The following is a 24,333-nucleotide window of genomic DNA, read 5'->3' on the forward strand; positions in this document are numbered from 1 at the left end:
CTAATCCACGGGGTGGTTCGGGCGGGACTTGGCGCGGCGGGGCGCGGCCAGATCCAGCAGCAGGACGTCGATGCATTCGACCTCGAGTCGGACGTCGCGTCCACCGCCGGCGAAATGCAGGGTCAAGACACCATCCGGTTCCTCCCCTGCTTCGGCCGTAATGGCCAGCAGGCTCAACGGCTGGTCGCGGCGCGCCGGGTCGATGCCACGCACCTGGACCTTTTTCACGCAGTTGATTCGCAGGACCGAAGGCGCGCGCAAAGGCGTGGCGCCGGGAACTTCGTGGCAGAAGCGGTTCATGCGCACGGTAAAATGGCGCTCCCCCGGAACATAGGACAGGTCCCCTGCCCGCAATGCCGCGTCCTGGGCCAGCGCGGCCAAAGGCGGGACGTCGCTGGCCTCGTGCGCGATCAGCCGCAGCGGCTTTGCCGGAGGTTTACCGAACCCGAACATTATTCCTCTTCGTCGATGCGTGCGTTGCCCTTCAGACGCTTGATCTTCGCGCCGCAGGCCGACAGCTTGCCTTCGAGATTCTCAAAGCCGCGATCGAGGTGATAGACGCGGTTGACGATGGTCTCGCCCTTCGCCGCCAGGCCCGCAATGACCAGGCAAGCCGAGGCGCGCAGGTCGGTCGCCATCACCTGGGCGCCGCGCAAGGCCTCGACGCCGCGCACGCGCGCTTCGCCGCCGCTGACCGAAATGTCAGCGCCCAGGCGGCCCAGTTCCGGTACGTGCATGAAGCGGTTCTCAAAAATGGTCTCGCGGATAACGCTCTCACCTTCGGCCAGGGTCATGAGGGACATGAACTGTGCCTGCAAGTCGGTGGCGAAGCCCGGATAAACGTCGGTGACGATATCTACCGGCCTGAGCTTGGTGCCATTGCGCTTGATGGTCACCGACTTTTCACCGTGCGTGACTTCGCAGCCGGCTTCGACCAGTTTGTCGAGCAAGATGGCGATGAGTTCGGGACGCACATTGGTCAGGCGGACCTCACCGCCGGCCATGGCTGCGGCCACCGCGTAGGTGCCGGCTTCGATGCGGTCGCAGATGACGGCCCAATCGGTGCCGTGCAGGCTGGCGACGCCTTCGACCGTGATCGTCTTGGTGCCGGCGCCCGATACCTTGGCGCCCATGCTGTTCAGGCATTCGGCAAGGTCGACGATTTCGGGCTCGCAGGCCGCGTTATTGAGCACGGTCGTGCCGTGGGCCAGGACCGCCGCCATCAGGGCGTGTTCGGTGGCGCCGACGCTGACGAAGGGAAAGTCGATCTCGGCGCCTTTCAGGCCGCGCGGCGCCTGGGCAAAGACGTAACCCTCGTGCATGTCGATGTGCGCGCCCAGGGCTTCGAGCGCCTTCAGGTGCAGATCGACCGGGCGCGCGCCGATGGTGCAGCCGCCGGGCAGCGACACCTTGGCGTGGCCGGTCCGCGCCAAAAGCGGCCCCAGCACGTTGAACGAGGCGCGCATCTGGCGGACCAGATCATAAGGCGCGAAGGACGAGGTGATTTCGGGCGTATGCAGGTGCATGACCTGGCCGGCCTCATCGGTTTCGCTGATGCCGCAGCCAAAACGCTGCAGCAGCCGGCTGAGCAGACGAGTGTCGGCGAGCCGCGGCATATTGGTCAATCGCACCGGTTCGGAGGTCAGGAGCGATGCCGCCATCAACTTGATGGCCGAGTTCTTCGCGCCCGAGACAGGAATATCCCCGAACAGAGGGCTGCCGCCCTCGATGGCAATGCGATCCATTTATGCGTCCGTCATCAGAATCCGCCACATGCGGAGAAGCGGTTCTACATGACCTGATTGCGCGTGCAACAGCCTTTATGCGCCCTCTTCAGGGTTTTCTTTCGCTTTTTCGTGAAGAGATTCGGAAGCTGGCGCTTCCGTCTGCGCAGCCTTCCTGCGGCGCAGGTTCTCGCGCAGCGCCTTTTCCAAAGCGGCGGCGCGGGCGTTGCGTCCGCCCTTGGCGGTAGCGCCTTGTGAACGGGTCTCTTTTGGCTGTTCCGGATCGCTCATGTAGCGAGGGATAAAAAAAGCGGCGGATAAATGCAAGCGGCGCGATTTTTCTCTTTGTCTTCCGAAAAAGTTTGGCTATACGCGCACCCCTCGGGCAAGCACATCCTGCTCCCGCGCCGTATTAGCTCAGTGGTAGAGCGCATCCTTGGTAAGGCTGAGGTCGGCAGTTCAATCCTGCCATACGGCACCACCGGGCCCCCGTCGGAAACGATGCGGGGCCCGACCTTTATCGGCCCCACACATTAATTAGCCCAGATAGACCAGGCGCTTCTTGCCCTTGGTGGCGCGCATGTCGTCCATGTGGCCCTGATGCTCGCCCGACTGACGGGCGGCGGATTCGCTGCCCGCGACATAATGCGTCTTATCCATGTCCTTCTGGATCATGTGCGCGGCATAGAGATGCCCCTGGAACAGGAAGTCGACCGCGCCGGGCAGCAGCGCCAGGAAAGGACCGGCGAGCGGAATAAGCTGGGTCAGTTCCTCGACCGTGGTGATGCCGCTGTCGATCAGCAGGATGACGAGGCAGACGATCAGCGTCGTCGGGGACACCTTGGCGCGCATACCCTGGATCAGCAGGAACCCGCCGGCAAGGACCGAATAGGCCGTGCTCACGATCGGAAACGGCAGAAGCGCCAACAGACCGTCAAGACCGATGATGTTGAATGGCCCGATCCCGATGACCCGGTCCGACAGTTTCTTGACCGCATCAATCGAGTCGCGAATTTTGTGCAGATCTCCGTGCGTCCTGGCAAACATCGGCCTTGTCCCCCCGCGTCAGAGAATTTATCCTCAAAGGTAAAGCGAGTAAGGCTGCGAAGTGCGGTCTTGTCAACATGGTTAAGGCTGGGGGCAGTGCGCATTAGCAAGTTCATATCCGCGGTGTGCATTGCCATCGCGCTGCCGGTCGTGGCCGCGGGCATCATCTGCCTTCTCAATCCGCTCGACGGGCTATTATATCTTATCGATATTTTCACGCAGCCGATCCTGACGGCCTCTGTACTGCTGACGATCGCCATCCTGCTCCTGCGCCGCTTCAGGATCGCGGCGTTAAGTGGCCTCGGCGTTGCGCTGATGCTGGTGTCGATTATGCCGCAAACCTTGCCCGACCAGGCGCCGGTCGATGAGGACGCCGCCCCCGTCACCTTGATGTGGAGCAATATGTTCGTCCAGAACCCGGTGCCGCAGAAGATCCTGCCGTGGATCGCCAAAAAGCATCCCGATATCGTCGTCCTGGTCGAGGTCACCTATAAGCAGCGCAAGGCGATGGCGGATATCCTGAAGGAGTCCTATCCGTACGTCGTCCGGTCGAACGACATGATCATTGCCTCACGGTACCCGGTGACGATGCCAACGGCACGCGTCCGTGGTTTTGTCGCCTACAGCATGACGGTGCGCACACCCAAGGGGCCGATCACGCTTGTGGCGGCGCATCTGGCGCGGCCATGGCCTTACACCGCCGAGGGCAAGCAGCCCTATCAGTTCGAGCATCTCTATGAGGGGCTGAAATATCTGCCGCGCGAGAAGATGGTGCTGGTCGGCGACTTCAACTCTTCGCCCTACGCCGCGCACCTGCGCGACTTCGCCAAGCGCCGCGACATGTCCATGGCCTATGGCCTGCCCGGGACCTGGTATTCAGTTCTGCCCGCCATCGGGCGGGTGACGATCGACAATGTGCTGGTCAGCCGCGACCTGCACCTGTCCAACCGCCAGGTCGGCCCCAGCACCGGCTCGGACCATAGCCCGGTCTATGTCGAGATCAGGCCGACGAAGACATCGAAGCCCTAACCCTTGCGCGGACGGCGCGGCGCGGGCTTGGGCATCGGCAGCTTCGGTTCCGCGGTGGCTTCGACCACAGCCGGGATGACCGGCTTTTCCGTAACAGGATCGATGAGCGGCCGTGTCTCGCCTGCAGGCACGGCCGGCTGACCCAGCAGGTCGAGCGTGGCCGCTGCCGCCTTTTTCGCCAGTTCAGCCGAAGCTTTCGCCGTTGCCGATGTCTTGGCACCGGCCTCATCCGCCATCGTTTCGACGGCGTCCTTGGCTTCCTCGACAAGCGCCGGCGCGGTTTCGGCCGTGTCAACCGCCGTCTCTGCAGCTTCGGCGGTCACGGCTTCGATCTTGTCCACCGCGTCACCTGCTGCCGCGACGGCATCTTCGACGATATCCGCCGTCTTCTCGACGACCTCACCGGTGGGTTCATGAGCCTCAACGGGCTTCGGCAAGGCCTCGAAACCCGGCCATTTCAACGCCAGCGACACATCCCGGTCATAGATCGTATCCCCCATGGTCCTCGCCATGGCCTGGCCGAGCGACCACAGGCCGACACCAAAGCTGGCCGCCGTCCAGAACGGCGCCCATAGCGGCGATGAAGCGCCAACCCACAGGTGGAGATTTCGTTCCGCGAGTTCGCGGATATCGTCCGGCGTCGCCAGGGAAATGCGTACAGTATCGGTGTAAGTCGACATGGTCAGCCTCGCAGCGCTATATTGCGCCGCAGCATAACATGCCTCGCCGCCAAGTCCAATCACGACCGGGATATCTCACGAGGAGTTTAAAGCGATCCTCCAAAAGCGCGCGGCGACCTTTGGACATCGCGCATAAGATTAGAGCGATATGGCGAAAAGTGTAAGCGGTTTTCGCCTTAAATATCGCGACAAAACAAAAACTTAGATCGGTATGATGTTTCCACTTAAAATCATACCGATCTAAAGACGCCAGGTGCGCGCCAGCCCGCTCTCTTCGCCAAAGACGGCGACAACGTCTCGACCAATCGCCGTGACCACCGCTTCAAAGCCCTCTGGCGCATTGACGGCCACGAGGCAGCAGCCGTTCATCTTCATCGGGTTCCACAGCGAACGCAGGCGCAACTCCGTCACCAGGACGTCGCCGTCCGGCAGTTCGCGCTCGAAATGGCGCAGAAAGCCGTCGAACGTCTCGAGATCCTTGAGCGGCAGCCACACCAGGGCGCCGGCGTCTGGCTGCGCGGCCAACACATCGCGCAAGGTCGTAACGATGGCGGCATAGTCGCCCGGCAATTCGAAGGGCGGGTCGATCAGGTAGAGCTGTTTGCGGCTATCGCCATCCGCCGACAGCGCGACCGCCTTGGCGTAGCCGTCGCTTTGCACCGCCTCACCGCGCGGTGAGATACGGTGCTGAAGCAGCATGAAATCGTCGCTGCGCAATTCGCAGCCGATATAGGCGTCCTCTTGCGTACCGTGATCGAGCGCCAGGACCGGCGAACCCGGATAGACGCCGACATGGTCCCTGAAGCCCGCCCCTTGGTTCTTGGCGCGGACATATTGTGCCAGGGGCTTCAGGCTATCGGGAACGTCCTTGCCCAGCAGGTACTTGATCCCGGCCTCTGCTTCCTTCGAACGGGCAAAGTCCGGATTGGACAGGTCGTAGAACCCCGCACCGGCATGGGTGTCGACGACGCGCACGGCCGCGCCTTCGGCCCGCAGCATCCGCAGCCAAGCCAGCAGCGCCGCGTGCTTGGCCAGGTCCGCGAAATTGCCGGCATGATATCCGTGGCGGTAGTTCATGCCTTATGCCTGAAGGGGATGCTCGCGGGCGATCTGGAGGACGTCGGCCAGCAGGGCTTCGGAGGTCGGCCATGCACCGGCGCCCTTGCCCGTGACGTACCAGGTCTCGCCGTTATCAAGCTCGATAATGGCGCGGTTCTGTTCGCCGCGCGCCCCGACTAGGTAGTGATCGGCGTCGAGCACTTCCAGTTTCATGGAAGCTTGCAGCCCCTCATCGGTGCGGAAGCAGCGCGCCACGTAACGCAGGCCCTTGCCTTCGGGGATGACCAGCGACTCTTCGGTGATCTGGCCGACCTCGATATGCTTGGGCGTTTCACCCGGATAGGCGATCTCACGCAGCAGTTTCAGCTTCGCGCCGACGTCGGTGCCGTCGAGATCCGCCGTCGAATCCGGTTCGGCAAAGCCGAGACGACGTGCCTCATCCATGGCGGCGTCGAAGGTTTTGCCCGACTCGACCTGGTCGATGACGAAGTTGGACGTCCCGTTGAGTACGCCGCAGAAGGCCTTGATCCTGTGCGCCTTGACCGCGCGGGTCAGGGCTTCGATGACCGGGGCGCCGCCACCGACGCTGGCCGAATAGGTCAGCCTGGCGCCCGACGCCTTGGCCGCCGCGCGCAGCTTGTCGCCGGCGGCAGCGACCGCCTGCTTGTTGGCGCTGGTGACGCTGACGCCCGCTTTCAGGAAACCTTCCAGCAGTTCAGCCGAAGGCGAGACGCCGGTGCCGATATCGACGAAGACATCGACGTCCGGACGCGCAAAGCTGCGCGCGTCCGAGGTGAACTTCGACGCCAGCGGATGGTCACGGCGCTTGCCGGCATCACGCACCAGGATGCGATCGACCTCAATCAGGTCGCCCCACTCCAGACATCTTTCCAGAAACTTGGAACCGACGCCGCCGGCCCCCATGACGGCGATGCGGATCTTGCGCTTCAGGCCTGGCGTCTTGCGATAGGCCGTCTGGCCGCCGAGCGTGGTTTCGTAGCCCTTGGCGAGGCCGGCCAGTTGCACGGTTACGCCATTATCGGCGGCATAGCGCATGGCTTTCGACTGCACCACCGGGAAGGCGATCTTGATGGCTTCCGCCCAGTCGAGGCTCTCATAGGGCTTGGCGGAATCACCGACGGTCGCCGGGTCGGCGTCATAAACGGCATCGACGTCCTTGATCAGGCGCACCGGCACCCCCAGCGCCTTGGCGATATAGACGGCGGTCAGGTCGGAACCACCGCGACCGAGCAGGACCGGCTCACCTTCCGCGTTTTCGGCGACATATCCGGGCACGACAACCAGATCAACGCGTTCCAGATCGCTTCGCAATACTTCTGGATTTACCGAAACGGGATTGGCATTGAGGTGCTCGCCATCGGCGATCAGGCCGATCTCGTAGGCCGAACGAAACTGCGTCACAATGCCCGACCGTTCGCACGCCATGGCGAACAGGGTGGCGGCGCGCATCTCGCCGGTCGCCACCAGGTGCGGCGTCGCCGAGCTGGTCGAGGCCTGCGTATAGGCGCCAGCCAGGCGCAGCAACTGGTCCGTCTCGCCCTTGAAGGCCGAAACAATGGCGACGACTTTGTGGGCGTCACGGACATAGCGGTAGATTTCCGATACGGCGCGCTGCAGGGCGCTTTCCGACACCAGGACCGAACCACCGAATTTGACGACGAGAATGGACATGCATTTCCCCGAGATTTGTCGGTGGTCGCTATAAGACTTTCGCCGAAAGGCCAAGAAGAATCTTGCCCCTCCTCGCAACTATCGCCATACCGGCGACATGCCTTCTTTCAGTGCTTCCAGTCTCAGTGCCTCAAGTCGGGCCTACGCCCTGTTGATCGTCACCACGCTGATCTGGGCGGGCAACAGCGTCGCCGGCAAGATCGGCGCCGGCCATGTCCATCCGTTCCTGCTGACCGCCCTGCGCTGGTCGTTGGCCGTGCTGATCATCATACCGCTGGCCTGGCCGAAACTGAAGCGCGACTGGCCGGTGATCAGGCGTCACTGGCCGCTCTTGATCGTCTACGGCATCTTCGGTTTCGGCCTGTTCAACCTGCTGCTCTATACGGCGCTGAACTACGCCAATGTCGTCAATGTCATGATCGAACAGGCGGCGATTCCGCTGCTGATCTTCGCCGGCAATTTCGCCCTCTTCCGCGTCAAGGCGACCGCCGCGCAACTGGCCGGTTTCGGGCTGACGCTGGCCGGCGTGGTGGTGACGGCCAGCCACGGCGATCCGTCACGGCTCCTGCGCCTTGAGGTCAATATCGGCGACGCCCTGATGCTGCTGTCGGCGGTCATCTATGCCGGCTATACGGTCGGCCTGAAGTGGAAGCCGCCGGTCCACTGGCAAACCCTGATCGCCATTCCGTGCATCGGCGCCGTCATCGCCTGCATTCCGTTCCTGATCTGGACCTACAGCCATGGGGCCTTTGCCTGGCCGGATGCGACCGGCTGGGGCGTGATCGTCTATGCCGGCATCTTCGCGTCATTGGTGGCATCCGGGACCTATGTCGCCGGGGTCGAGCTGATCGGCGCTAATCGCGCCGGCCTGTTCATCAACCTGTTGCCAGTGTTCGGCGTCATCCTGTCGGTTATTATCCTGCGCGCCCCGCTCGAAGCCTTCCACCTGGTGGCGATGGCGTTGGTCATCGGCGGGATTGTCCTGTCGGAGTGGAGCCGGGCTAGGTCTTCATCCCCTTTACCGCGCTGAAGAACAGACTATCGGGCAGAAGCGCCAGTAACTTGGCGCCTATCGAGAACGCCGCTGGGAAATGGATTTCGAAGCGCTTGCTGTTCAAGCCATTGGCGATGATCTTCGCGGCTGTCTCGGCCGAGATTTTCATCGGCATGTCGAAGGTATTCTTGTCGGTCAAGCGCGAGGTGACAAAGCCCGGATTGATCAGCTTGATGTCGAACCTGTGGCCCCATTCGGCACGCAGCGAATTGGCCAGCGAGATGACACCAGCCTTGGTGGCGGCATAGGGCTGGGCATTGGGCAAGCCGCGATAACCGGCAACGCTGCCGCACAGCACGATCTGTCCGCCGGCCTGCGCCTTCATCAGGCTCAAAGCCGTCTCGACCGTATTGAAGGCGCCCGACAGGTTGATGTCTATGATCGACCGCGTTTCCTTGAGGTCGAGTTCGCCAAGGTGCATCGGCGTATAGGCGCCGGCCATGAAGATAATGCGATCGGTCTGCGTCCAGGCGTGAAAGAGCTGCTGGGCGGCTGACATCAGGGTCGCGATATCGGTGACATCGGCCTGTATGGCCAAATGGCCATGACCCGACAGGCGTGCCCTGACGGCTTCAAGCGCCTTGGCGTTGCGCGCCGTGACGCAGACCGTCTCGCCGCGTTTGGCCAGTTCAACCGCCAGTGCCTCGCCGATGCCGCTCGACGCCCCGATGATCCACGTGTTTGTCATGCGCCCATCCCAAGCAACTGCTTGCGCAAGACGGGCTGAGATGTCTTGGCCCCCAGCCAGATATCGAAGAAGGCCCGGCCAAAGGCAGGATCTTCGACACGCCCGATCACCTTGCCATCGCGATGAAAGCTGGTTGAGCCATCGGCGTGGCGGACGCCGGTCAGGCTCGCGCCCTTGGTCACATCCGGGAAGATACCCGCCATGTCTTTGCCCCACGCCGCCAGTTGCGTCTCGCTGTGTATGCCCTGACGGCGCATCTGCTCGACCGAATTACGGGCGATGTCGCGGCCTTTCAGTGTGCGCAGGTAGGAAAGCTTGAGCGCGAACGGCTTGGACGCCGAATAGACGCCGCCCGGCGCATACAGGGTGGCGTCGAACACCGGCAGGGTCAGGTAGGTCATCCGCCCTGCCCCGACCTTTTGCGCACCCGGAAGCTGCGGCACCTCGGCCAGGGCAGGCGTTGCGCAAAGACAGGCGAAACTCAACAACAGCAGGCGGCGATGCATCGGCTTTATTCCCGGTGAACAGCTTTTACGCCGGGGCATTTTGGTTGGATCGGCAACGGCCTTGCTTTCTTCGACTCGCCAAACCATGTAAGAAGGCGAATGATGAAAAAGATAAAGCAAGAGAAGGTCCGGCTGCCGCAGGGGCTGCCCGACGATCAAACCCTTCTGAAGACCCTGCAGGACAATCGCGAACTCGATCTCTCCGACATTGCCCGCATGTACGGCCTCAAGGGTGAGGACCGCCGCGCGCTGCGCCATCGCCTGAAAGCCCTTTCCGAAGCCGGCAAGCTCGACAAGCGCGGCCGCAAGACCTTTGGCGCCATGGGCCAGCTGCCCGAAACCGGCGTGGTCGAAGTCGTCGAGCGCGACATCGACGGCGAGCTGTGGGTCAAGTGGGGTAAACCCGAAGAGAGCAAGACACCCCTCGCCCGCCTGGCGCCGCTCAAGAAGAGCGCCCAGCAGACGCCACCGAAACTCTACGACCGCCTCTATGTCCGCTTCGAGAAGGTCTCGGACGGCTGGGTCGCGCACCTGGTCAAGGTTCTCGACCAGGACGCGCCACGGCTCGTCGGCGTCGTCCGCAAGGGCCGCCGCGAAATCCGCCTGGAAAGCGTCAACCGCAAGGAAAAGGACAGCTACGTCCTGACCGGCGCCAAGATCGAGGAGCTTGAGGACGGCGATGTCGTCCTGGCCGCACCCGCCGGCGGCAATCACCGCTATGGGCCCAAGCCCGTCCGCGTCGTCGAGGTCATCGGCAAGGAGGATAGTCCGCGCATTGCCTCGATCATGGCCATCCACAGCCACGGTCTGCCGGTCGGTTTCCAGTCTTCAACCGAAGACGAAGCCAAATCCGCCAAGGCGCCTGATCTCGGCAAGCGTACCGACCTGCGCGACCTGCCGTTCATCACCATTGACCCGGTCGACGCCAAGGACCACGACGACGCCGTTTACGCCCACGACGACGACGATGCGGCCAATCCCGGCGGCTTTGTCGTCTGGGTCGCCATCGCCGATGTCGCCCATTACGTCACGCCAGGTTCGTCGCTCGATCGCGACGCGCGCGACAAGGGCAATTCGACCTACTTCCCCGACCGCGTCGAGCCTATGCTGCCGCACGTCCTGTCATCGGGCCTGTGCTCGCTGCAGGAAGGCGAAAACCGTGCGACTCTTGCCGTGCGCATGGTCTTCGACGCTTCGGGCAAGAAGACCGGCCACAAGTTCGTCCGCGGCCTTATGCGTTCGGCCGCCAAGCTCTCTTACGAGCAGGCGCAGGCCGCCATCGATGGGAATCCGGACGACAAGACGGGTCCGATCCTTGAGACCTTGCTGAAGCCTTTGTGGGCGGCGCACGCGTGCCTGACCAGGGGCCGCAAGGCGCGCCAGCCCCTGGCCATCAACTCACCCGAACGCCGCGTCCACCTCGATGCGGACGGCAATGTTGTCAAGATCGAGCCACGCATCAGCCTGGATGCCATGCAACTCATCGAAGAGATGATGATCCAGGCCAATGTCAGCGCCGCCGAAGAGCTGGAAAAGCATCGGACGCCGCTGATCTATCGTGTCCACGAAGCGCCCTCGATGGAGAAGATCGGCAATCTCGCCGACTTCCTGGGTACACTGGGCCTGCCGTGGAACAAGGGCGAACCGCCGCGCACGGATCGGTTCAACCGCCTGCTGGAACAGGCCAAGGACACGGAAAACGCCGAGATCATCAATGAAGTCGTCCTGCGTACCCAGATGCAGGCCCACTATAGCGCCGAGAATTACGGCCACTTCGGCCTGAACCTCGACAAGTATGCCCACTTCACCTCTCCGATCCGCCGCTATGCCGACCTAGTCGTGCATCGGGCACTGATCCGCGCGCTGAAGCTGGGTGAGGACGGCCTGACCGACTACGAGATCAAGACGATGGCCGACACGGCCGACCACATCACCCAGACCGAACGCCGGTCGATGCAGGCCGAACGCGAAGCCATCGAGCGCTATATCGCCGCCTACCTGCATGACAAGGTCGGCGCGTCCTTTCACGGCCGCATCACCGGCGTTACACGCTTTGGCCTGTTTGTGAAGCTCAACGACACCGGCGCCGACGGCCTGGTGCCGGTCTCAAGCCTCGGCAACGACTATTACATCCACGACGACGTCCAGCACGCCCTGATCGGCGAACGTTCGGGCACGCGCTGGCGACTGGGTGCCGAGGTCGAGGTCGAACTGTCCGAAGCCGTGCCGATCACCGGTGGCCTGTTGTTCAAGATGCTGTCGGAGCCTGAAAACGCCGATCCGAACGCGCCCCGCCCGCGCCTCGGGATCCGCAAGCGTAGCGATGGCGGCGGCTTCCAGCCGCGCGGCAAGGGGCCGAAGAAGCCGGGCTTCCGCGACGAAGCGCGCGGACCGAAAAGAGGCGGCCCGCGCGACGGCGTCAAGAATATGAAGAAAAAGAAGAAGCGTTAGGGTTTAACTGCCCCAGCGGCGGGCCACTCGCTGTCGCCGACGCGCTTGAGGTTCATTTCGACGACGGTGCGCGCCGGCTGGCCTTGCGTGACATATTGCTGGACTTCGTGCCAGGTGCCGTCCTTGATCGTGATGGTGCTGACGATATTGGCATTGGGACCGGCAGGGATTTCCCAGACCGCGCCCGTATCGGTCGGAGTCATTTTGAACGTGCCCGATCGGCCGGCATTGTAGGTACGGAACTCGTAGCCCTGCGTCTGGGTATTCCACGAAATGACGCCGAACGCGTTGAAGCCGATCTTGCCGTCCGCCAGATAGCCCGTGCCTTCGACGACCAGGACATCGCCACCGAGCAGCGGCCCGATCCGCTCGGTCTGCGTCACATTGAACGGCACGCCACCGGGGCCCGTCCCCTTGGCTTCGCCCTTCCAGACGCCCTTCATGGCGTCGAATTTCGCCATGGCGGCGGCGTTGACGCCGGCCTCCCCGGCAAAGGCAGGCATGGCTATGGCGGCGGCGATCAGCGCACCGGCGGCAAGTACGGTCTTCAGCATGTCAGTCTCCCTCAGCGATAGCGGTGAGGTTAACACGCCGCCAGACTCGCGGCTTGAAGATTTCGGACTTCGAACTTTGTCGCATTGCCCAACGGCGACCCGGTGGCCACTTCGCCGGGAAATGCTCCGCTCAGCAGAGTTCCAGCAGATTGAAATGCCGTATCTGGTCGAGGTAGGCGCGCAGTTGCAGCGGCGACATGCCGAACACGGCCTTCAGTTCCCGCGTGAAGTGCGGCTGGTCGGCATAACCGTGATCGGCCGAGATGGTCGCGACATTGCCCGATCGTTGATAGGCCAAGTCGATGCAGGCCCGGCGCACACGCCGCAGCCGGGCGAAGACCTTCGGTGACAGTCCCGTCTCACGCTGAAAGCGGCGGCGCAACTGCCGCTCGCCGATCGCACTGCTGGCCATGAGGTCGCTCATTGCCGCAAAGCCATCGCTGTCGACCAGCTTCTGCGCCAGGGCACAGACCTCTGCGTCGAGCAAGCCGTGATCAGGGCGCCCGGAAAGAGCCGCTTCAAACCCTTCGGCAAAACGGGAAAGGCTGTCCGCTCCGCCGCACGCCGACTGGATGGCCGCGCCGAGCTCCGGCGACAGCATCATCATGGGCATTTTCTGGCCAACCAGCCCGATCACGTCAGATCCCATTACGGCGCGCCAAGCGCCTGAGCGAATGCGCGCGCCGCGATAGGTCAGCCCGCGCTGCACCGGCACACGTACCGCAACCGGCGATGGCCCGGCGACACTGACAAAGGGGCCGCCCGGCATGGGTTCGATCACGGCGATATTGGCCGTGCCGTCCGGGACGATAACGTGTTCGTAGCTTTCCGGATCGCACGCTTCGGTTCCGAACGCCCAGAACCGTTCGATGAACGGGGCGAACTGTGGCGACGGCGCGCGCTCCTCGTATTTCATGGATAGGGTGTTCCGTCCTTATGCGTGAACCGCCAGGCACCATCGACCATTTCGGCGGCAATGTCATCGTCCGGGTAGGATGCCGTATCGCCGGGCGTGCGATCGCCGACTTCGAGATAGACGACGTCTTCACTGCCCTGGTTAGTCAGGACGTGACCGTCGGGCAAGCCGGCCTTGAAACCGGCGCACATGCCGGCCGTCAGGACCGTCTCGCCGACGTCCGTGACCAGCGTCGCCGTGCCGCTTAAGATGTAGATGAACTCGTCCTGGCGGGAATGATAGTGCCGGAGCGCCGACTGGCCGCCAGGAAGGATGCGCGTCAGATTGACGCCGAAGTTGGTCAGTCCAAACAGATCGCCAAGCGTGCGCTTCTCGCGCCCCTTCATCATCGAATAGAACGGCTCGGGATAGACCGAGGGCTTGACACGCGGCGCGACATCCGCTGCTAGGACGGCGATTGGCTTGGCTTCAGGCATGGCGTTTCCCTGTGTTTGACGGGCCAAAGCTATAAAGTCGCGGCACTGCCAAAAAAAGCGCGACATCCTGCCATTTGGCCATTGACTTTGGGCGGATGGTGAGTATTTTCCGCGCCTCGCAATTCTTCGCGCCGGATGTTACCGCGCGCGCCAAATCGTACTGTTAGGGACACCCGTCATGGCTAAGCCAGCTTCGATCAAGATCCGTCTGAACTCGACGGCTGACACCGGCTTCTTCTACGTCACCAAGAAGAACGCCCGCACCAAGACCGAAAAGATGGTCCTGAAGAAGTATGACCCGGTCGTGCGCAAGCACGTCGAATTCAAGGAAGGCAAGATTAAGTAATCTGCTTTTCAATCTAGATTGGCCTTGAACATTCCCCCCCCTCGTTCAAGGTCTGCGGAAGCCGCGCCTTTGAGTTCCCCCAACTCGGCGCGGCTTTTTCGCGTCTGGCCCTTTTTACCGCCCTACAAGTGGGGCGGTAAAAAAGATCTTACGCCGCGGCGCGGACGACGACCTTGTTGCGGCCGGACTGTTTGGCCTCATAAACGGCTTCATCGGCCCGTTTGACGAAGGCTTCCGGCGAATCGCCTACACCCTGGGATGTCGCGACACCTACCGATACCGTGACATTCAGCGCGCGGCCGTTGGCCAGGACGAACGGCGTATCCGCGACCTGGGCCCGCACGCGCTCAGCAATGTGGGCGGCGTCAACCGCATCGGTTTCCGGCATCAGCACAACGAATTCCTCACCGCCGAAACGACACGGCATGTCGATCGCGCGGACGTTCAGCCCCAGCCGGCGGGCAAATTCCTTCAGCACCTCGTCGCCGGCGTCGTGGCCGTGCGTGTCGTTGACCGTCTTGAAGAAGTCGATGTCGAGCACCAGCAGCGATGGCGCCGCCCCGCCCTTGAAATGGCGCGCCATCAGAAGGTTCAACTGATGATCGAGGAAGCGGCGGTTGTTCAGCCCGGTCAGCGGATCGGTCACCGCCAGTTCCAGGCTGCGGTCGAGCGAATTGCGCAGGAAGTCGCTGTAACGCTTGCGGCGGATCTGGGTGCGGGCGCGCGCCAGCATTTCCTGCATGTCGAGCGGCTTGGCGATGACATCATTGACGCCCAGTTCCAGCGCCTTCAGCAGACGGTCGCGGTCGTCGGGATTGATGATCCCCAGCACCGGGCGCTGACGCGTCGCCTCCTGAGAGCGCAACTGCGCCACCCAGCGCAACGGATCGAAGGTCTTGGCCGTCATGTTCAGCACAACCAGGTCGACGCGGCCGGCTGAAATCTGAAGCGCATGGGCCGGATCAGTCAGGTAGGCGCAGCGATGATCCTGGCCCAGTTGCAGCATCAGCCGCTCGGCCTGGCGTTCATTGTCATCGAGAATCAGCACATTGCCGGTCGCCGAGATATGGCGCTGCAACTGCTCCGAATCACTCAGGCCCGCGCGGCGCGACGAGGCTTCGCGCAGGCGGATGTCATCCACCATCTGCTTGAGGCGGACCAGGGCCTTCAGGCGCGCCATCAGCACCATGTCGTCGAACGGCTTGGTCAGGAAGTCGTCGGCGCCGGCTTCGAGACCCGACAAACGGTCGTCGCGGCCGTCGAGCGCCGTGACGAGAATGATCGGAATATGCCGCGTCTCGGGATTGTCCTTGAGCTGGCGGCAGACCTCGTAACCGTCGATGCCGGGCATCATGACGTCGAGCAGGATGATATCGGGTTGCGCGGAGATGGCGACCTCGATGGCGCCCAGTCCGTCGGCCGCTGTCAGGACTTCATAGTAATCCGCTTCCAGCTTGGCCTGGAGCAGGCGCACATTGGCGGCAATGTCGTCAACGATCAGAACGCGGGCGGTCATGACTTAACTCAGCCCAGATAGCGCCGGACCGTTTCCAGGAAATGCGTGACCGAGATCGGCTTGGAGATATAGGCCTCGCAGCCGCCGTCACGGATACGCTCCTCGTCGCCCTTCATGGCGAAGGCCGTCACGGCCACCACCGGAATGTGCGACAGCTCGTCGTCTTCCTTCAGCCACTTGGTGACTTCGAGGCCGGAGATTTCGGGCAGCTGGATATCCATGAGGATCAGGTCCGGACGATGCTGGCGGGCAAGCGTCAGGGCCGACAGACCTTCACCGGTCTGAAGCGTCTCATAACCCTGCGCGTCGAGCAGGTCATGGAAGAGCTTCATGTTCAGCTCATTGTCCTCGACAATGAGGACCTTCTTGTTGGTCATATCGACAACCTTTGTGCCCTCGAACATCTAAACCGCCACCTGTGCAAGTGTCGAATCGGGGCGCAGCCGGATTCCGTAAGTCTTCTGAGAACGTTTAGCAGGGAGTCTCTTAAAGGCAGGTGAAGGGGAAGCTAACGAGAGGTAAAAATGCGTAGTTAATTCCTTAGCAAAACGTTAGTATATAAGGCTTTTTCACGTCCGTTAGGGGTATGTTTACCGCTTCTCGACAAGGCGGCAGATTCGGCTATAAGCGTGCCAATCTCACAGCCCAGATAAGGTGCCTCCAATGTCCAAATCCGAAGAGCGTCTGAGCGCGCTCGGCCTCAGCCTGCCGACCCCGACCTCCCCGGTCGCCAACTACGTGCCCTTCGTGCGCACCGGCAATTACGTCCACATCTCCGGTCAGCTGTCGAACGACGGCTCGGGCCGCATCAAGGGCACGCTGGGCGTCGACGTCTCGATCGAGGAAGGCCAGGAAGCGGCGCGCCTGTGCGGCCTGAACCTGCTGGCGCAGATGAAGGCGGCCGCCGGCGGCGACCTCGACAATATTGTGCGCGTCGTCAAGCTCAACGCCTTCGTCCAGGCCGGCCCGGACTTTTACGATATCCCGCAGGTCATCAATGGCTGCTCGGACCTGATGGTCGCCGTCCTCGGCGATGCCGGCCGCCATGCCCGCTCGGCCGTCGGCATGTACAAGATTCCGCTCGGCTTCGCGGTCGAGATCGACGCGTTTGTGGAAGTGGCGGATCGCCGATAGCTCCGTCGCGTTACGGGGTGAGGGGGACCGTGTCCCCTTCCTCTTTAAAGATAAATCAGGGCAGCCCTTCCAAGGGGCTGCCCTGATTTATATCTAAGGCGAGGGGGCTCAGCCCCCTCGACCCCATAAGCCGACAGGGCTATTGTCGCCGCATGACCTCCCCCACCCTCTCCCTGCACGATCGGATCAGCGATATCGGTGAGGCCGCGTGGGATGCGCTTCTGCCCGATCAGAACCCGTTCACCACCTTCGCCTATCTCGAAGCGCTGGAAAGCACAGGTTGCGTCGGCGAAGAGTCGGGCTGGCAGCCGGCGCACCTGGCCTTGCGCGACGGCGACGCCGTCATCGGCGCCATGCCGCTCTACATCAAATACCATTCGATGGGCGAATACGTCTTCGATCACGCCTGGGCCCGCGCCTATGAACAGGCCGGCGGCGACTATTATCCGAAGCTGCAATCGTCCATTCCGTTTACGCCGGTCACCGGCCCGCGGCTGCTGGCAAAAGACGTAGCAACGCGCCAAGCTCTCCTTAATGCCGCCATGCGCGTCTGCGACCAAAACCGCCTGTCGTCGCTGCACATCACCTTTCCGCTCGAGGAGGAATGGCTGAGCGCAGGCGAACAGAACATGCTACTGCGCCAAGACCAGCAGTTCTGGTTCGACAATCCCGGCTATGGCTCCTTCGAGGATTTCCTGGCAGCCCTGTCGTCCAATCGCCGCAAGGTCATCCGTCGCGAACGCCGCGACGTGCAGGCGCAACTGTCTTTCCGTCTCATCACCGGCAAGGACATTACCGAAACACATCTCGACGAGATGTACGCCTTTATCCGGAACACCTACGACCGCAAATGGGGCCAGCCCTATCTGACCCGCGCCTTCTTCTCTAGCGTGACGGAACGGATGCGCGACCGCATCCTGCTGGTCTTCGCCTATGACGGTGACCAGGCCGTCGCCGGCGCCATCAACTTCATCGGCGGCGACATCCTATATGGCCGCCAGTGGGGCGCCACGGTCGACGTCCCCTTCCTGCATTTCGAAGTCTGCTATTATCAGGCCATGGACTATGCCATTGCGCACGGGTTGAGGCGCGTCGAGGCCGGCACGCAAGGCGAGCACAAGCTGATGCGCGGCTACCTGCCCCACCCGGTCTATTCGGCCCACTATATTCGCGACGCCCGCCTACGCCGGCCGGTCGCCGACTATCTGGAACGCGAACGCGTCGCCGTCGTCGAGCAGATGGAGCTGATGGAGGCCGAAGCCTCGCCATTCAAAAAAGGCGAATAAGGGCGTATGATCGCCGGATGGACCGCTACCGCACCTATTCGGCCTTTTTTGACTTTTACCTCAGCGAACACAGCCGGCCGCTGACGCGCGCCCTGCACTATGTCGGATCAAGCTGCGGCATCGCCGCCCTGATCGCCACAATCTCAACCGGCAATCCGTTATGGATAGCGGCAGGGCTATTGGCCGGCTACGGCTGCGCCTGGATCGGGCATTTCTTCGTCGAGCACAACAAACCCGCGACCTTCACGTATCCGCTGTGGTCGTTCATCGGCGACTACCACATGTTCTTTCTGTGGCTGACGGGACAGTTGGGTAAGCGCATGAAGCGCGTCAGAGGTTCCTGAACCAGACATCGAGGCTGCGCGCCTGCGCCCGCATCGACGCGGCGCGTTGTGCCGCCTCTTCGTCGCGACCCCAGGTCTCGGACTGGAAGTCCTCACCGACGCGCGACGCTTCAAACGCCGCCTCGCCGGCAATCCGGCCCTTCCACACCGCCAGCGCCAGAACGACTGAGCCAAACAACGGAATGGCCGACATCAACCCAGCGCGCTCATAGGCCGTGGCGCCTTCGACCAGAGCCTGGATGCGCGCGGCTGTTTCCGCCGGCTGCGGCTTATGGATCAGGGTGCGGTTCTGGCGGAACTCTAGTCCCAAGGCTTCGTTGGCCCAATCGATCAGCGGCAGCCAGGCGGCGTCCTCACGTTCGATCAAGGCCGCCGGATATTCCGACGGATAACAGACAAGGTCGGTTTCGGTATAGCGCAGCACTTCGCCGACCGTTTCGGCCACCAGCGTGTCCATGCGATCGACCGCGGCAAAGCCCAGACGTGTCAGCGGCATGTCTTCATAGCCGACATATTCGCCGACAGCCGCCCACTCACCGGCGACCTGTCCCGCCACGGCCAGGGTCGGGAAGCGCAGCACGTGGCCTTGCGGCGTCTTGACTGCGCGGCCGTCGAGGTGGATTTCAAACCCTTCCGCGACCTGGGCCGGCACGGCTTCACGCCAGAAGCGCTTGGGGCGGTGGCCCAACTGGTCGCTCTTCTTCGAAGGGGCTTCGGCCTTATAGGTCATATCGCAGCCTTTACGTTTTCGGGCACGAAGGCATCGAGCGCCGCATTCAATTGGTCGAAATCGTGGACGATGATGTGCGCACCAGCGGCCTTTAGCTCATCGACCGTATGAAAGCCCCAGGACACGCCGATCGTATAGACGCCGGCGCTCAGGCCCATGCGAATATCGTGCGCGGTATCGCCGATCATCACCGTCTGGTGCGGATCGACGCCGAGATGGTCGAGATTGCATTTGAGCATATGCGGGTGCGGCTTTGACGGCCCGTCATCGGCGCAGAAGCTGCAATCGAAAATGCCGTGCCAGTCATAGACGGCCGTATTGCGCTCGATGCCGCGCCGCGACTTGCCCGTCGCCATGCCCATCAGCCAGCCTTCGGCTTTCAAACGGCGCAGGCAGGCATCGGCGCCGTCGTAAAGCGGCTCATGGAAATCGGGCTGGGCATGGGCGCGGATAAAGGATTGCTTGTATTCGTAGGCGTAGCGTTCGGCGACATCGAGGGCGAGGTCCGGCCGCATGCTCTGGATCGCTTCCAACAACGAGAGGCCGACAATCTGTCGAACGTCCTCGTAGGTCGGCTCGTTCAAACCAAGGATCGCAGCCGCTTCCTGAAGGCCTTTCAAAATCGAAGCGCGGCTATCGACCAGAGTCCCGTCAACGTCCCATACCGCTAATTTTAGTTTGCGTTCAGTCGCCACGCAGGCTCTCCTCGCATTCGCTCGGGCGGGCAGTCGCCCTTGCCAAAAAGCCTTCAGCTTTTTGGAAGCTCATCGCTTACTCTTCTTCACGCGCACAAACGGATCGGGTTCGGCGTCGTGCCAATCAAAGCCAAAGCGATCAAAACCCGCCTTGCTGACCGGATCGAGCGGCGCTTCGACGATCAGCGTGCCTTGCGTCGGGTGCGGCAGCTCGATGCGGCGGTGATGCAGTTGCAGCCCCAGGCCCTCCGACAGTTCGCGGCTGGCTTCGTTGCCGTATTTCGGGTCGCCCAGGATCGAATGGCCGATCGCCTGCATATGGGCGCGCAACTGGTGCGTCCGGCCGGTGTGCGGGCGCAGGCCCATCCAGGCGACGCGCGGGCCGGCGCGGCCGATGGTGACATATTCGGTTTCGGCCACTTCGGCGCCCGGCTCTTTCGGATCAGCGACCTGAACAATTTCGCGGTCGTGGAAGCCCTTTTTCACCAGCGGCACGTCGATATAGCCGTCTTCCGGCTTGGGGTTACCGACGACCAGCGCCCAATAGGTCTTGTTGGCGCGGCGCTTGGCAAAGGCCCCCGCCAGACGTGCGGCGGCGGCCGGCGATTTGCCGAGCAGCAGCACGCCCGACGTATCGCGGTCGAGACGGTGGACCAGGCGCGGACGCTCCAGCCCCTCGCCCCACGCCGACAAAAGCCGGTCGATGTGGTTCTTGGTCTTGGTGCCGCCCTGGACCGCCAGGCCCGACGGCTTGTTGATGGCGATGACGTCTTCGTCTTCGTAGATCACCAGCGAGCGCGCATACTTGATTTCCTGCGGGCTCAGCGTCGCGCGTTCGCGCTTTTGCTGGTCCTCGGTCGGTGCGTCGGGCAAAGGCGGTACGCGCACGGTCTGGCCTGTCGTCAGCCGCGTATCGGCCTTGACCCGGCCGCCGTCGACGCGCACCTGGCCCGATCGAACAAGCTTGTTCAGTTGGACGTGATTGATGTGCGGCCAGCGGCGCTTGAAAAACTTGTCGAGGCGGACCCCGTCCTCGCCGTCGGTGACGTAGAGGGTTTTGACTTCTTTACTCATGCGGCAACCTTTCGCACGATGAACAGCCCCAGCGCAACCGCGGCAATCGATAATACCACCGACAGACCGGCATAAATCATGGCGCCTGCATAGTCTCGGCGCTCCAGCATCTGCACCGTCTCCAGCGAAAACGACGAAAAGGTCGTGAAACCGCCTAGGACGCCGGTGGCTAGCAACAGGCGCATGCGCTCGCCTTCACCGGGGTTGCGCAGGATAAAGCCCATGACCAGCCCCATCAGCAGCCCGCCCGCGACGTTCGCGGCAAATGTGCCGTAGGGCCAGAAACCGTTCAGCCAGCGTCCCAGGCCATAGCGCGCCACCGATCCGACGCCACCACCAATCAAGACAAGAAAAACATTCAACATAAGGCGGTATTACGCCTCTTGGCCCGAGGTGCATAGTCCACTAAGTACGCTTTTGCGGAAACCAAAGGACCAAAGCCGATGAGCCTCGATCTGACCTACGATACCGGCAACATCTTCGCCAAGATTCTGGCCGGCGATATTCCATCCGCCAAGGTTTATGAGGACGCCCAGACGCTCAGCTTCATGGACGCCTTTCCACAGACGCTGGGCCACACACTGGTCATCCCAAAGGTCAAGGCCTGCAACCTGTTCGACATCGCGCCGGATGATCTTTGCGACCTTGTCGCCAAAACGCAGAAAATCGCCCACGCCGTTCGCGATGCGCTCAGGCCCGACGGCGTGCGCATCATGCAGTTCAACGGCGAAGCGGCCGGCCAGACCATCTTCCACATCCACTTCCATATCCTGCCCGTCTGGAACGATGCCACCGAACGCGGCCATGCCTCAGGCAAGATGGCCGATATGGCGGACCTCAAGGCGCTGGCCGAACAGATCAGGGCGAAGCTGTAAGATGTTCTTCGTTCTTCGCCACGGCCAAACCGATTGGAATGTCGAAGCCCGCTTGCAGGGCTCGACCGACATTCCGCTGAACGACACAGGCCGTGCACAGGCACGCGCCGCAGCCGCGTTTTTCAAAGACAGAGGCCTGACCAGGATCGTGACCAGTCCGCTCATCCGCGCCCATGAAACCGCGCGGCTGGTCGGCGAACAGCTGGGGCTGGAACCGGTCATCGACGCCCGCCTGATCGAGCGCAATTTCGGCCTCTTCGAAGGCATGACGATCGACGAGGTCCACCAGCACCGCGAAGAGATGCGCGACCACATGAACCCGACGGCCGATGTCGACGGCAAGCACTATCCGTGGAACGCCGAAGCCCTGCCCGCCGTCATCGATCGCGTCTTCGACTGCGTCAACGCCTACCGCCACGCCGACACCTGCCTGTTCGTCTGCCACGGCATCCCGTTCCGCGCCATTTCTCGCAAGTTCATCGACGACATGTATTCCAGCCCCAACTGCGCGCCGGTCATGTTCGAAGAGACCGACGGCAAATGGCGCATGGTCGCGCTCGATCCGGACAATGCGCCGATCCAGCAGATCTATAACGCCCAGACGACCATGGGACGGATTTAACTGTCATCGCCCCTGTGTTAACCTCCGCGAAAATCAGGGGGAATGACATGCCGGCTAACAGCACTTTCACACCACAATACGCCCTGATCTTCAGGCTTGCGATTGGTCTTGTCTTTGGCCTCGGGCTCGCCTGGCTGACCGACAAGCCCGGCGCCGCGCGGATGGAAAACTGGCATCCCGAGACCTGGCGCATCGCAGCGACCTCGACGCTTGGGCTGGGCGCGTTTATCTTCTGGGCTGGCGCCGGCGCCATGCGACGCCTTAGCTTGGCCGTATGGGGCGTAGTCGCCCTGGCCCTGATCGCCTTCATCAGCTGGAGCCATGCCGCCGGAGACGCCTCCTACGCGGCCTTCTTCAGCCAGAGCAGTTTCCTGATCTACCCCTTCCTGTTCATCGCCCACGAACTGGTCAGCAGCGGCGATCAGGCGCGCAAGATCATCGCGCCCTATCCGACCTATTTCGACGAAGCGTGGAAGCGCGGCGTGCAACTGGCGCTGGCCATCCTGTTCACCGCCCTGTTCTGGGCCATACTGTGGCTGGGCGCGGCGCTTTTAGGTTTTATCGGCTTCAACTGGCTGAGGGACCTCTTGAGCGAATCCTACTTCGGCTGGCCGATGACGGGCCTGGCCTTCGCCGCCGCGGTCCATCTCGGCGACGTCCAGCCCAAGCTGATGGCCGGTTTCCGCGCCCTCGTCCTCGGTGTCCTGTCGTGGCTCTTGCCGGTGATCACCCTGATCGGCGTTGTTTTTGCCGCCTCCTTGTGCGTCAGCGGGCTTGAGCCGCTATGGAAGACCAAGGCGGCGACGGCGTCGCTACTGGCGGCCTGCGTGGCCTTGGTCCTGCTGATCAACGCCGCCTATCAGCAGGGCGACGAAGAACGCCCGGTCCACGTTATTATAAAATGGTCGGCGCGGCTGGCCTGCGGCCTGATGCTGGTCTTCTCGGCCCTGGCCGCCTTCAGCCTGGGCCTGCGCATCCAGCAATACGGCCTGACGCCCGAACGCGTCCTGGCCGGGGTCGGCGTCATCATCGCCCTCGCCTATGGCGCAAGTTACACCGTCGCCGCGCTCTGGCCGAAAGGCCGCTGGCTGAACCTGTTGGAGCCGATCAATATCGGCCTGGCCTTTATCAAGGCGGCGCTGCTTCTGGCCGTGCTGACGCCGGTCGCCAACCCCAACCGCCTGAGCGTCGAAAGCCAGGTCGCGCGCGTCCAGTCCGGCAAGGTCACGACCGATCGGTTCGACTGGCAGCTTCTGCGCTTCAATACCGGCGCCTATGGCCGCGATGCGCTCAAAAAGCTGACCACTTCGGGCAAAACCGGCGCCATCCGTGACGCGGCGCTGACCGCCAGCCGGCTTAAGGACGACGATCGCTACGCATCAGCGGCAGTCGATGTGACGCAGAAAAAGGCCGATCCGAAGCAGTTCACGGTCGTCTTCCCGCAGGGCGCCGCCATGCCTGAAGGCTTCTTTGCGCAAGCCTATGGCCCCTACGTCCTGCCCGATTGCGCAACGGAAAAGACGGCGACGCCCTCCTGTTCGGCGGCATTTATCGACATGTCGCGCGATGGCCAGCCCGAAATGCTGATCCTCGACGATTTTGAAGCCACGGTCTTCGTCCGTGACCAGAACGGCTGGCACAAGACGGGCACGCTGAACCTGTCGCCCGACCAGGCCCGTGACTTCAAGGCCGGCAAGCTTAAGCCGCAAACACCCGAGTTCGATGACCTGAAGGTCGGTGACGCTCCGCCCCTGCGCCTGTGGGTCGAGCGATCGAAATAGTCAGCGCACGGGTTAGTAGGCACTATCACCTTTTCCATATGAGACCTTGCGGCG

Annotated in this window: 28 protein-coding genes and 1 tRNA gene; 11 read left to right on the top strand and 18 right to left on the bottom strand. The window is 62.5% G+C overall.

Annotated elements, in window-relative coordinates:
• From J2X24_RS16320 to J2X24_RS16330, 3 genes are all read right to left on the bottom strand, one after another.
• Complete coding sequence (locus J2X24_RS16320; RefSeq protein WP_209724036.1) at positions 1 to 453, bottom strand: DUF2948 family protein; 453 nt, start codon at positions 451 to 453, stop codon at positions 1 to 3.
• Positions 453 to 1,745 (bottom strand): UDP-N-acetylglucosamine 1-carboxyvinyltransferase, encoded by a 1,293-nt coding sequence (gene murA, locus J2X24_RS16325; protein ID WP_209724038.1) that lies wholly within the window; start codon positions 1,743 to 1,745, stop codon positions 453 to 455. The genes J2X24_RS16320 and murA overlap by 1 nt, the downstream gene beginning before the upstream one ends.
• Before the next feature lie 75 nt (positions 1,746 to 1,820).
• A complete protein-coding gene (locus tag J2X24_RS16330; RefSeq protein ID WP_209724040.1) occupies positions 1,821 to 2,051 on the bottom strand; it encodes a hypothetical protein in 231 nt (76 codons plus the stop codon).
• Between the two features lie 79 nt (positions 2,052 to 2,130).
• Between J2X24_RS16330 and J2X24_RS16335 the strand changes: the two genes are divergently transcribed.
• A tRNA-Thr gene (locus J2X24_RS16335) sits at positions 2,131 to 2,205 on the top strand.
• A gap of 56 nt (positions 2,206 to 2,261) precedes the next feature.
• Here the strand turns inward: J2X24_RS16335 and J2X24_RS16340 are convergent.
• On the bottom strand, positions 2,262 to 2,771 hold the full coding sequence (locus tag J2X24_RS16340) for a DUF4112 domain-containing protein (protein ID WP_209724042.1): 510 nt from the start codon (positions 2,769 to 2,771) through the stop codon (positions 2,262 to 2,264).
• Between the two features lie 96 nt (positions 2,772 to 2,867).
• Between J2X24_RS16340 and J2X24_RS16345 the strand changes: the two genes are divergently transcribed.
• Positions 2,868 to 3,800 carry an endonuclease/exonuclease/phosphatase family protein gene (locus J2X24_RS16345; RefSeq protein WP_209724044.1) on the top strand — a complete coding sequence of 311 codons (933 nt, stop codon included), beginning with the start codon at positions 2,868 to 2,870 and terminating at the stop codon, positions 3,798 to 3,800.
• On the opposite strand, the gene J2X24_RS16350 is transcribed toward J2X24_RS16345, so the two are convergent.
• From J2X24_RS16350 to J2X24_RS16360, 3 genes are all read right to left on the bottom strand, one after another.
• Positions 3,797 to 4,480: a hypothetical protein gene (locus J2X24_RS16350; protein ID WP_209724046.1), complete on the bottom strand. Its 684-nt coding sequence runs from the start codon at positions 4,478 to 4,480 to the stop codon at positions 3,797 to 3,799. The genes J2X24_RS16345 and J2X24_RS16350 overlap by 4 nt on opposite strands.
• 240 nt (positions 4,481 to 4,720) lie before the next feature.
• The gene (gene rlmJ / locus J2X24_RS16355) at positions 4,721 to 5,557 is read right to left on the bottom strand and encodes a 23S rRNA (adenine(2030)-N(6))-methyltransferase RlmJ (protein ID WP_209724049.1); all 837 of its coding nucleotides are present in this window, start codon (positions 5,555 to 5,557) and stop codon (positions 4,721 to 4,723) included.
• Positions 5,558 to 5,560: 3 nt separating this feature from the next.
• Positions 5,561 to 7,231, bottom strand: a complete 1,671-nt coding sequence (locus J2X24_RS16360) for an amino acid kinase family protein (RefSeq protein WP_209724050.1) — start codon at positions 7,229 to 7,231, stop codon at positions 5,561 to 5,563.
• A 97-nt stretch (positions 7,232 to 7,328) separates the two neighbouring features.
• On the opposite strand from J2X24_RS16360, the gene J2X24_RS16365 reads away from it, so the two are divergent.
• Complete coding sequence (locus J2X24_RS16365; protein WP_209724052.1) at positions 7,329 to 8,261, top strand: DMT family transporter; 933 nt, start codon at positions 7,329 to 7,331, stop codon at positions 8,259 to 8,261.
• On the opposite strand, the gene J2X24_RS16370 is transcribed toward J2X24_RS16365, so the two are convergent.
• Positions 8,233 to 8,973 (bottom strand): SDR family NAD(P)-dependent oxidoreductase, encoded by a 741-nt coding sequence (locus J2X24_RS16370; protein ID WP_209724054.1) that lies wholly within the window; start codon positions 8,971 to 8,973, stop codon positions 8,233 to 8,235. The genes J2X24_RS16365 and J2X24_RS16370 overlap by 29 nt on opposite strands.
• On the bottom strand, positions 8,970 to 9,479 hold the full coding sequence (locus J2X24_RS16375; protein ID WP_209724056.1) for a chalcone isomerase family protein: 510 nt from the start codon (positions 9,477 to 9,479) through the stop codon (positions 8,970 to 8,972). Before J2X24_RS16375 ends, J2X24_RS16370 begins: the two co-directional genes overlap by 4 nt.
• Before the next feature lie 102 nt (positions 9,480 to 9,581).
• On the opposite strand from J2X24_RS16375, the gene rnr reads away from it, so the two are divergent.
• Entirely contained in the window at positions 9,582 to 11,930 is a 2,349-nt protein-coding gene (gene rnr / locus J2X24_RS16380) for a ribonuclease R (protein WP_245344760.1), read from the top strand.
• On the opposite strand, the gene J2X24_RS16385 is transcribed toward rnr, so the two are convergent.
• The 3 genes from J2X24_RS16385 to J2X24_RS16395 all read right to left on the bottom strand — a co-directional run bounded on the left by J2X24_RS16385 (position 11,927) and on the right by J2X24_RS16395 (position 13,876).
• Positions 11,927 to 12,484 carry a DUF1579 domain-containing protein gene (locus tag J2X24_RS16385; protein ID WP_209724060.1) on the bottom strand — a complete coding sequence of 186 codons (558 nt, stop codon included), beginning with the start codon at positions 12,482 to 12,484 and terminating at the stop codon, positions 11,927 to 11,929. The genes rnr and J2X24_RS16385 overlap by 4 nt on opposite strands.
• Before the next feature lie 130 nt (positions 12,485 to 12,614).
• Entirely contained in the window at positions 12,615 to 13,400 is a 786-nt protein-coding gene (locus J2X24_RS16390) for an AraC family transcriptional regulator (protein ID WP_209724062.1), read from the bottom strand.
• Positions 13,397 to 13,876 carry a cupin domain-containing protein gene (locus tag J2X24_RS16395; RefSeq protein WP_209724064.1) on the bottom strand — a complete coding sequence of 160 codons (480 nt, stop codon included), beginning with the start codon at positions 13,874 to 13,876 and terminating at the stop codon, positions 13,397 to 13,399. Before J2X24_RS16395 ends, J2X24_RS16390 begins: the two co-directional genes overlap by 4 nt.
• A gap of 178 nt (positions 13,877 to 14,054) precedes the next feature.
• Here J2X24_RS16395 and rpmG point away from each other — a divergent pair, with 178 nt between their 5' ends.
• Positions 14,055 to 14,222, top strand: coding sequence for a 50S ribosomal protein L33 (gene rpmG, locus J2X24_RS16400; RefSeq protein WP_018079812.1), 168 nt, complete (start codon positions 14,055 to 14,057; stop codon positions 14,220 to 14,222).
• 148 nt (positions 14,223 to 14,370) lie between these two features.
• Here rpmG and J2X24_RS16405 read toward each other — a convergent pair whose 3' ends face one another.
• Together J2X24_RS16405 and J2X24_RS16410 are read right to left on the bottom strand one after the other, a co-directional pair.
• Positions 14,371 to 15,738, bottom strand: coding sequence for a PleD family two-component system response regulator (locus J2X24_RS16405; RefSeq protein WP_209724066.1), 1,368 nt, complete (start codon positions 15,736 to 15,738; stop codon positions 14,371 to 14,373).
• Positions 15,739 to 15,746: 8 nt separating this feature from the next.
• Complete coding sequence (locus J2X24_RS16410; RefSeq protein WP_192618530.1) at positions 15,747 to 16,115, bottom strand: response regulator; 369 nt, start codon at positions 16,113 to 16,115, stop codon at positions 15,747 to 15,749.
• Positions 16,116 to 16,401: 286 nt separating this feature from the next.
• Between J2X24_RS16410 and J2X24_RS16415 the strand changes: the two genes are divergently transcribed.
• The 3 genes from J2X24_RS16415 to J2X24_RS16425 all read left to right on the top strand — a co-directional run bounded on the left by J2X24_RS16415 (position 16,402) and on the right by J2X24_RS16425 (position 18,502).
• A complete protein-coding gene (locus tag J2X24_RS16415) occupies positions 16,402 to 16,872 on the top strand; it encodes a RidA family protein (RefSeq protein WP_209724068.1) in 471 nt (156 codons plus the stop codon).
• Between the two features lie 152 nt (positions 16,873 to 17,024).
• Positions 17,025 to 18,158, top strand: coding sequence for a GNAT family N-acetyltransferase (locus J2X24_RS16420; RefSeq protein WP_209724070.1), 1,134 nt, complete (start codon positions 17,025 to 17,027; stop codon positions 18,156 to 18,158).
• 17 nt (positions 18,159 to 18,175) lie between these two features.
• Complete coding sequence (locus J2X24_RS16425) at positions 18,176 to 18,502, top strand: Mpo1-like protein (RefSeq protein ID WP_209724072.1); 327 nt, start codon at positions 18,176 to 18,178, stop codon at positions 18,500 to 18,502.
• Here the strand turns inward: J2X24_RS16425 and J2X24_RS16430 are convergent.
• The 4 genes from J2X24_RS16430 to crcB all read right to left on the bottom strand — a co-directional run bounded on the left by J2X24_RS16430 (position 18,489) and on the right by crcB (position 21,366).
• Positions 18,489 to 19,232 carry an ATP12 family chaperone protein gene (locus J2X24_RS16430; protein ID WP_209724074.1) on the bottom strand — a complete coding sequence of 248 codons (744 nt, stop codon included), beginning with the start codon at positions 19,230 to 19,232 and terminating at the stop codon, positions 18,489 to 18,491. The genes J2X24_RS16425 and J2X24_RS16430 overlap by 14 nt on opposite strands.
• A complete protein-coding gene (locus tag J2X24_RS16435; protein WP_209724076.1) occupies positions 19,229 to 19,927 on the bottom strand; it encodes an HAD-IA family hydrolase in 699 nt (232 codons plus the stop codon). The genes J2X24_RS16430 and J2X24_RS16435 overlap by 4 nt, the downstream gene beginning before the upstream one ends.
• 69 nt (positions 19,928 to 19,996) lie before the next feature.
• On the bottom strand, positions 19,997 to 21,001 hold the full coding sequence (locus J2X24_RS16440) for an RluA family pseudouridine synthase (protein ID WP_209724078.1): 1,005 nt from the start codon (positions 20,999 to 21,001) through the stop codon (positions 19,997 to 19,999).
• Positions 20,998 to 21,366, bottom strand: coding sequence for a fluoride efflux transporter CrcB (crcB, locus tag J2X24_RS16445; RefSeq protein ID WP_209724080.1), 369 nt, complete (start codon positions 21,364 to 21,366; stop codon positions 20,998 to 21,000). Before crcB ends, J2X24_RS16440 begins: the two co-directional genes overlap by 4 nt.
• A gap of 78 nt (positions 21,367 to 21,444) precedes the next feature.
• Here crcB and J2X24_RS16450 point away from each other — a divergent pair, with 78 nt between their 5' ends.
• From J2X24_RS16450 to J2X24_RS16460, 3 genes are read left to right on the top strand one after another with little or no spacing between them, the layout of a single operon-like run.
• Positions 21,445 to 21,876, top strand: coding sequence for an HIT family protein (locus J2X24_RS16450; RefSeq protein WP_209724082.1), 432 nt, complete (start codon positions 21,445 to 21,447; stop codon positions 21,874 to 21,876).
• A gap of 1 nt (position 21,877) precedes the next feature.
• Positions 21,878 to 22,498, top strand: coding sequence for a histidine phosphatase family protein (locus J2X24_RS16455; RefSeq protein ID WP_209724084.1), 621 nt, complete (start codon positions 21,878 to 21,880; stop codon positions 22,496 to 22,498).
• A gap of 47 nt (positions 22,499 to 22,545) precedes the next feature.
• Complete coding sequence (locus J2X24_RS16460; RefSeq protein WP_209724086.1) at positions 22,546 to 24,279, top strand: DUF4153 domain-containing protein; 1,734 nt, start codon at positions 22,546 to 22,548, stop codon at positions 24,277 to 24,279.
• The last annotated feature ends 54 nt before the right edge of the window (positions 24,280 to 24,333 follow it).

The organism is Asticcacaulis solisilvae (assembly GCF_017875235.1).
GTDB classification, from domain to species: domain Bacteria; phylum Pseudomonadota; class Alphaproteobacteria; order Caulobacterales; family Caulobacteraceae; genus Asticcacaulis; species Asticcacaulis solisilvae_A.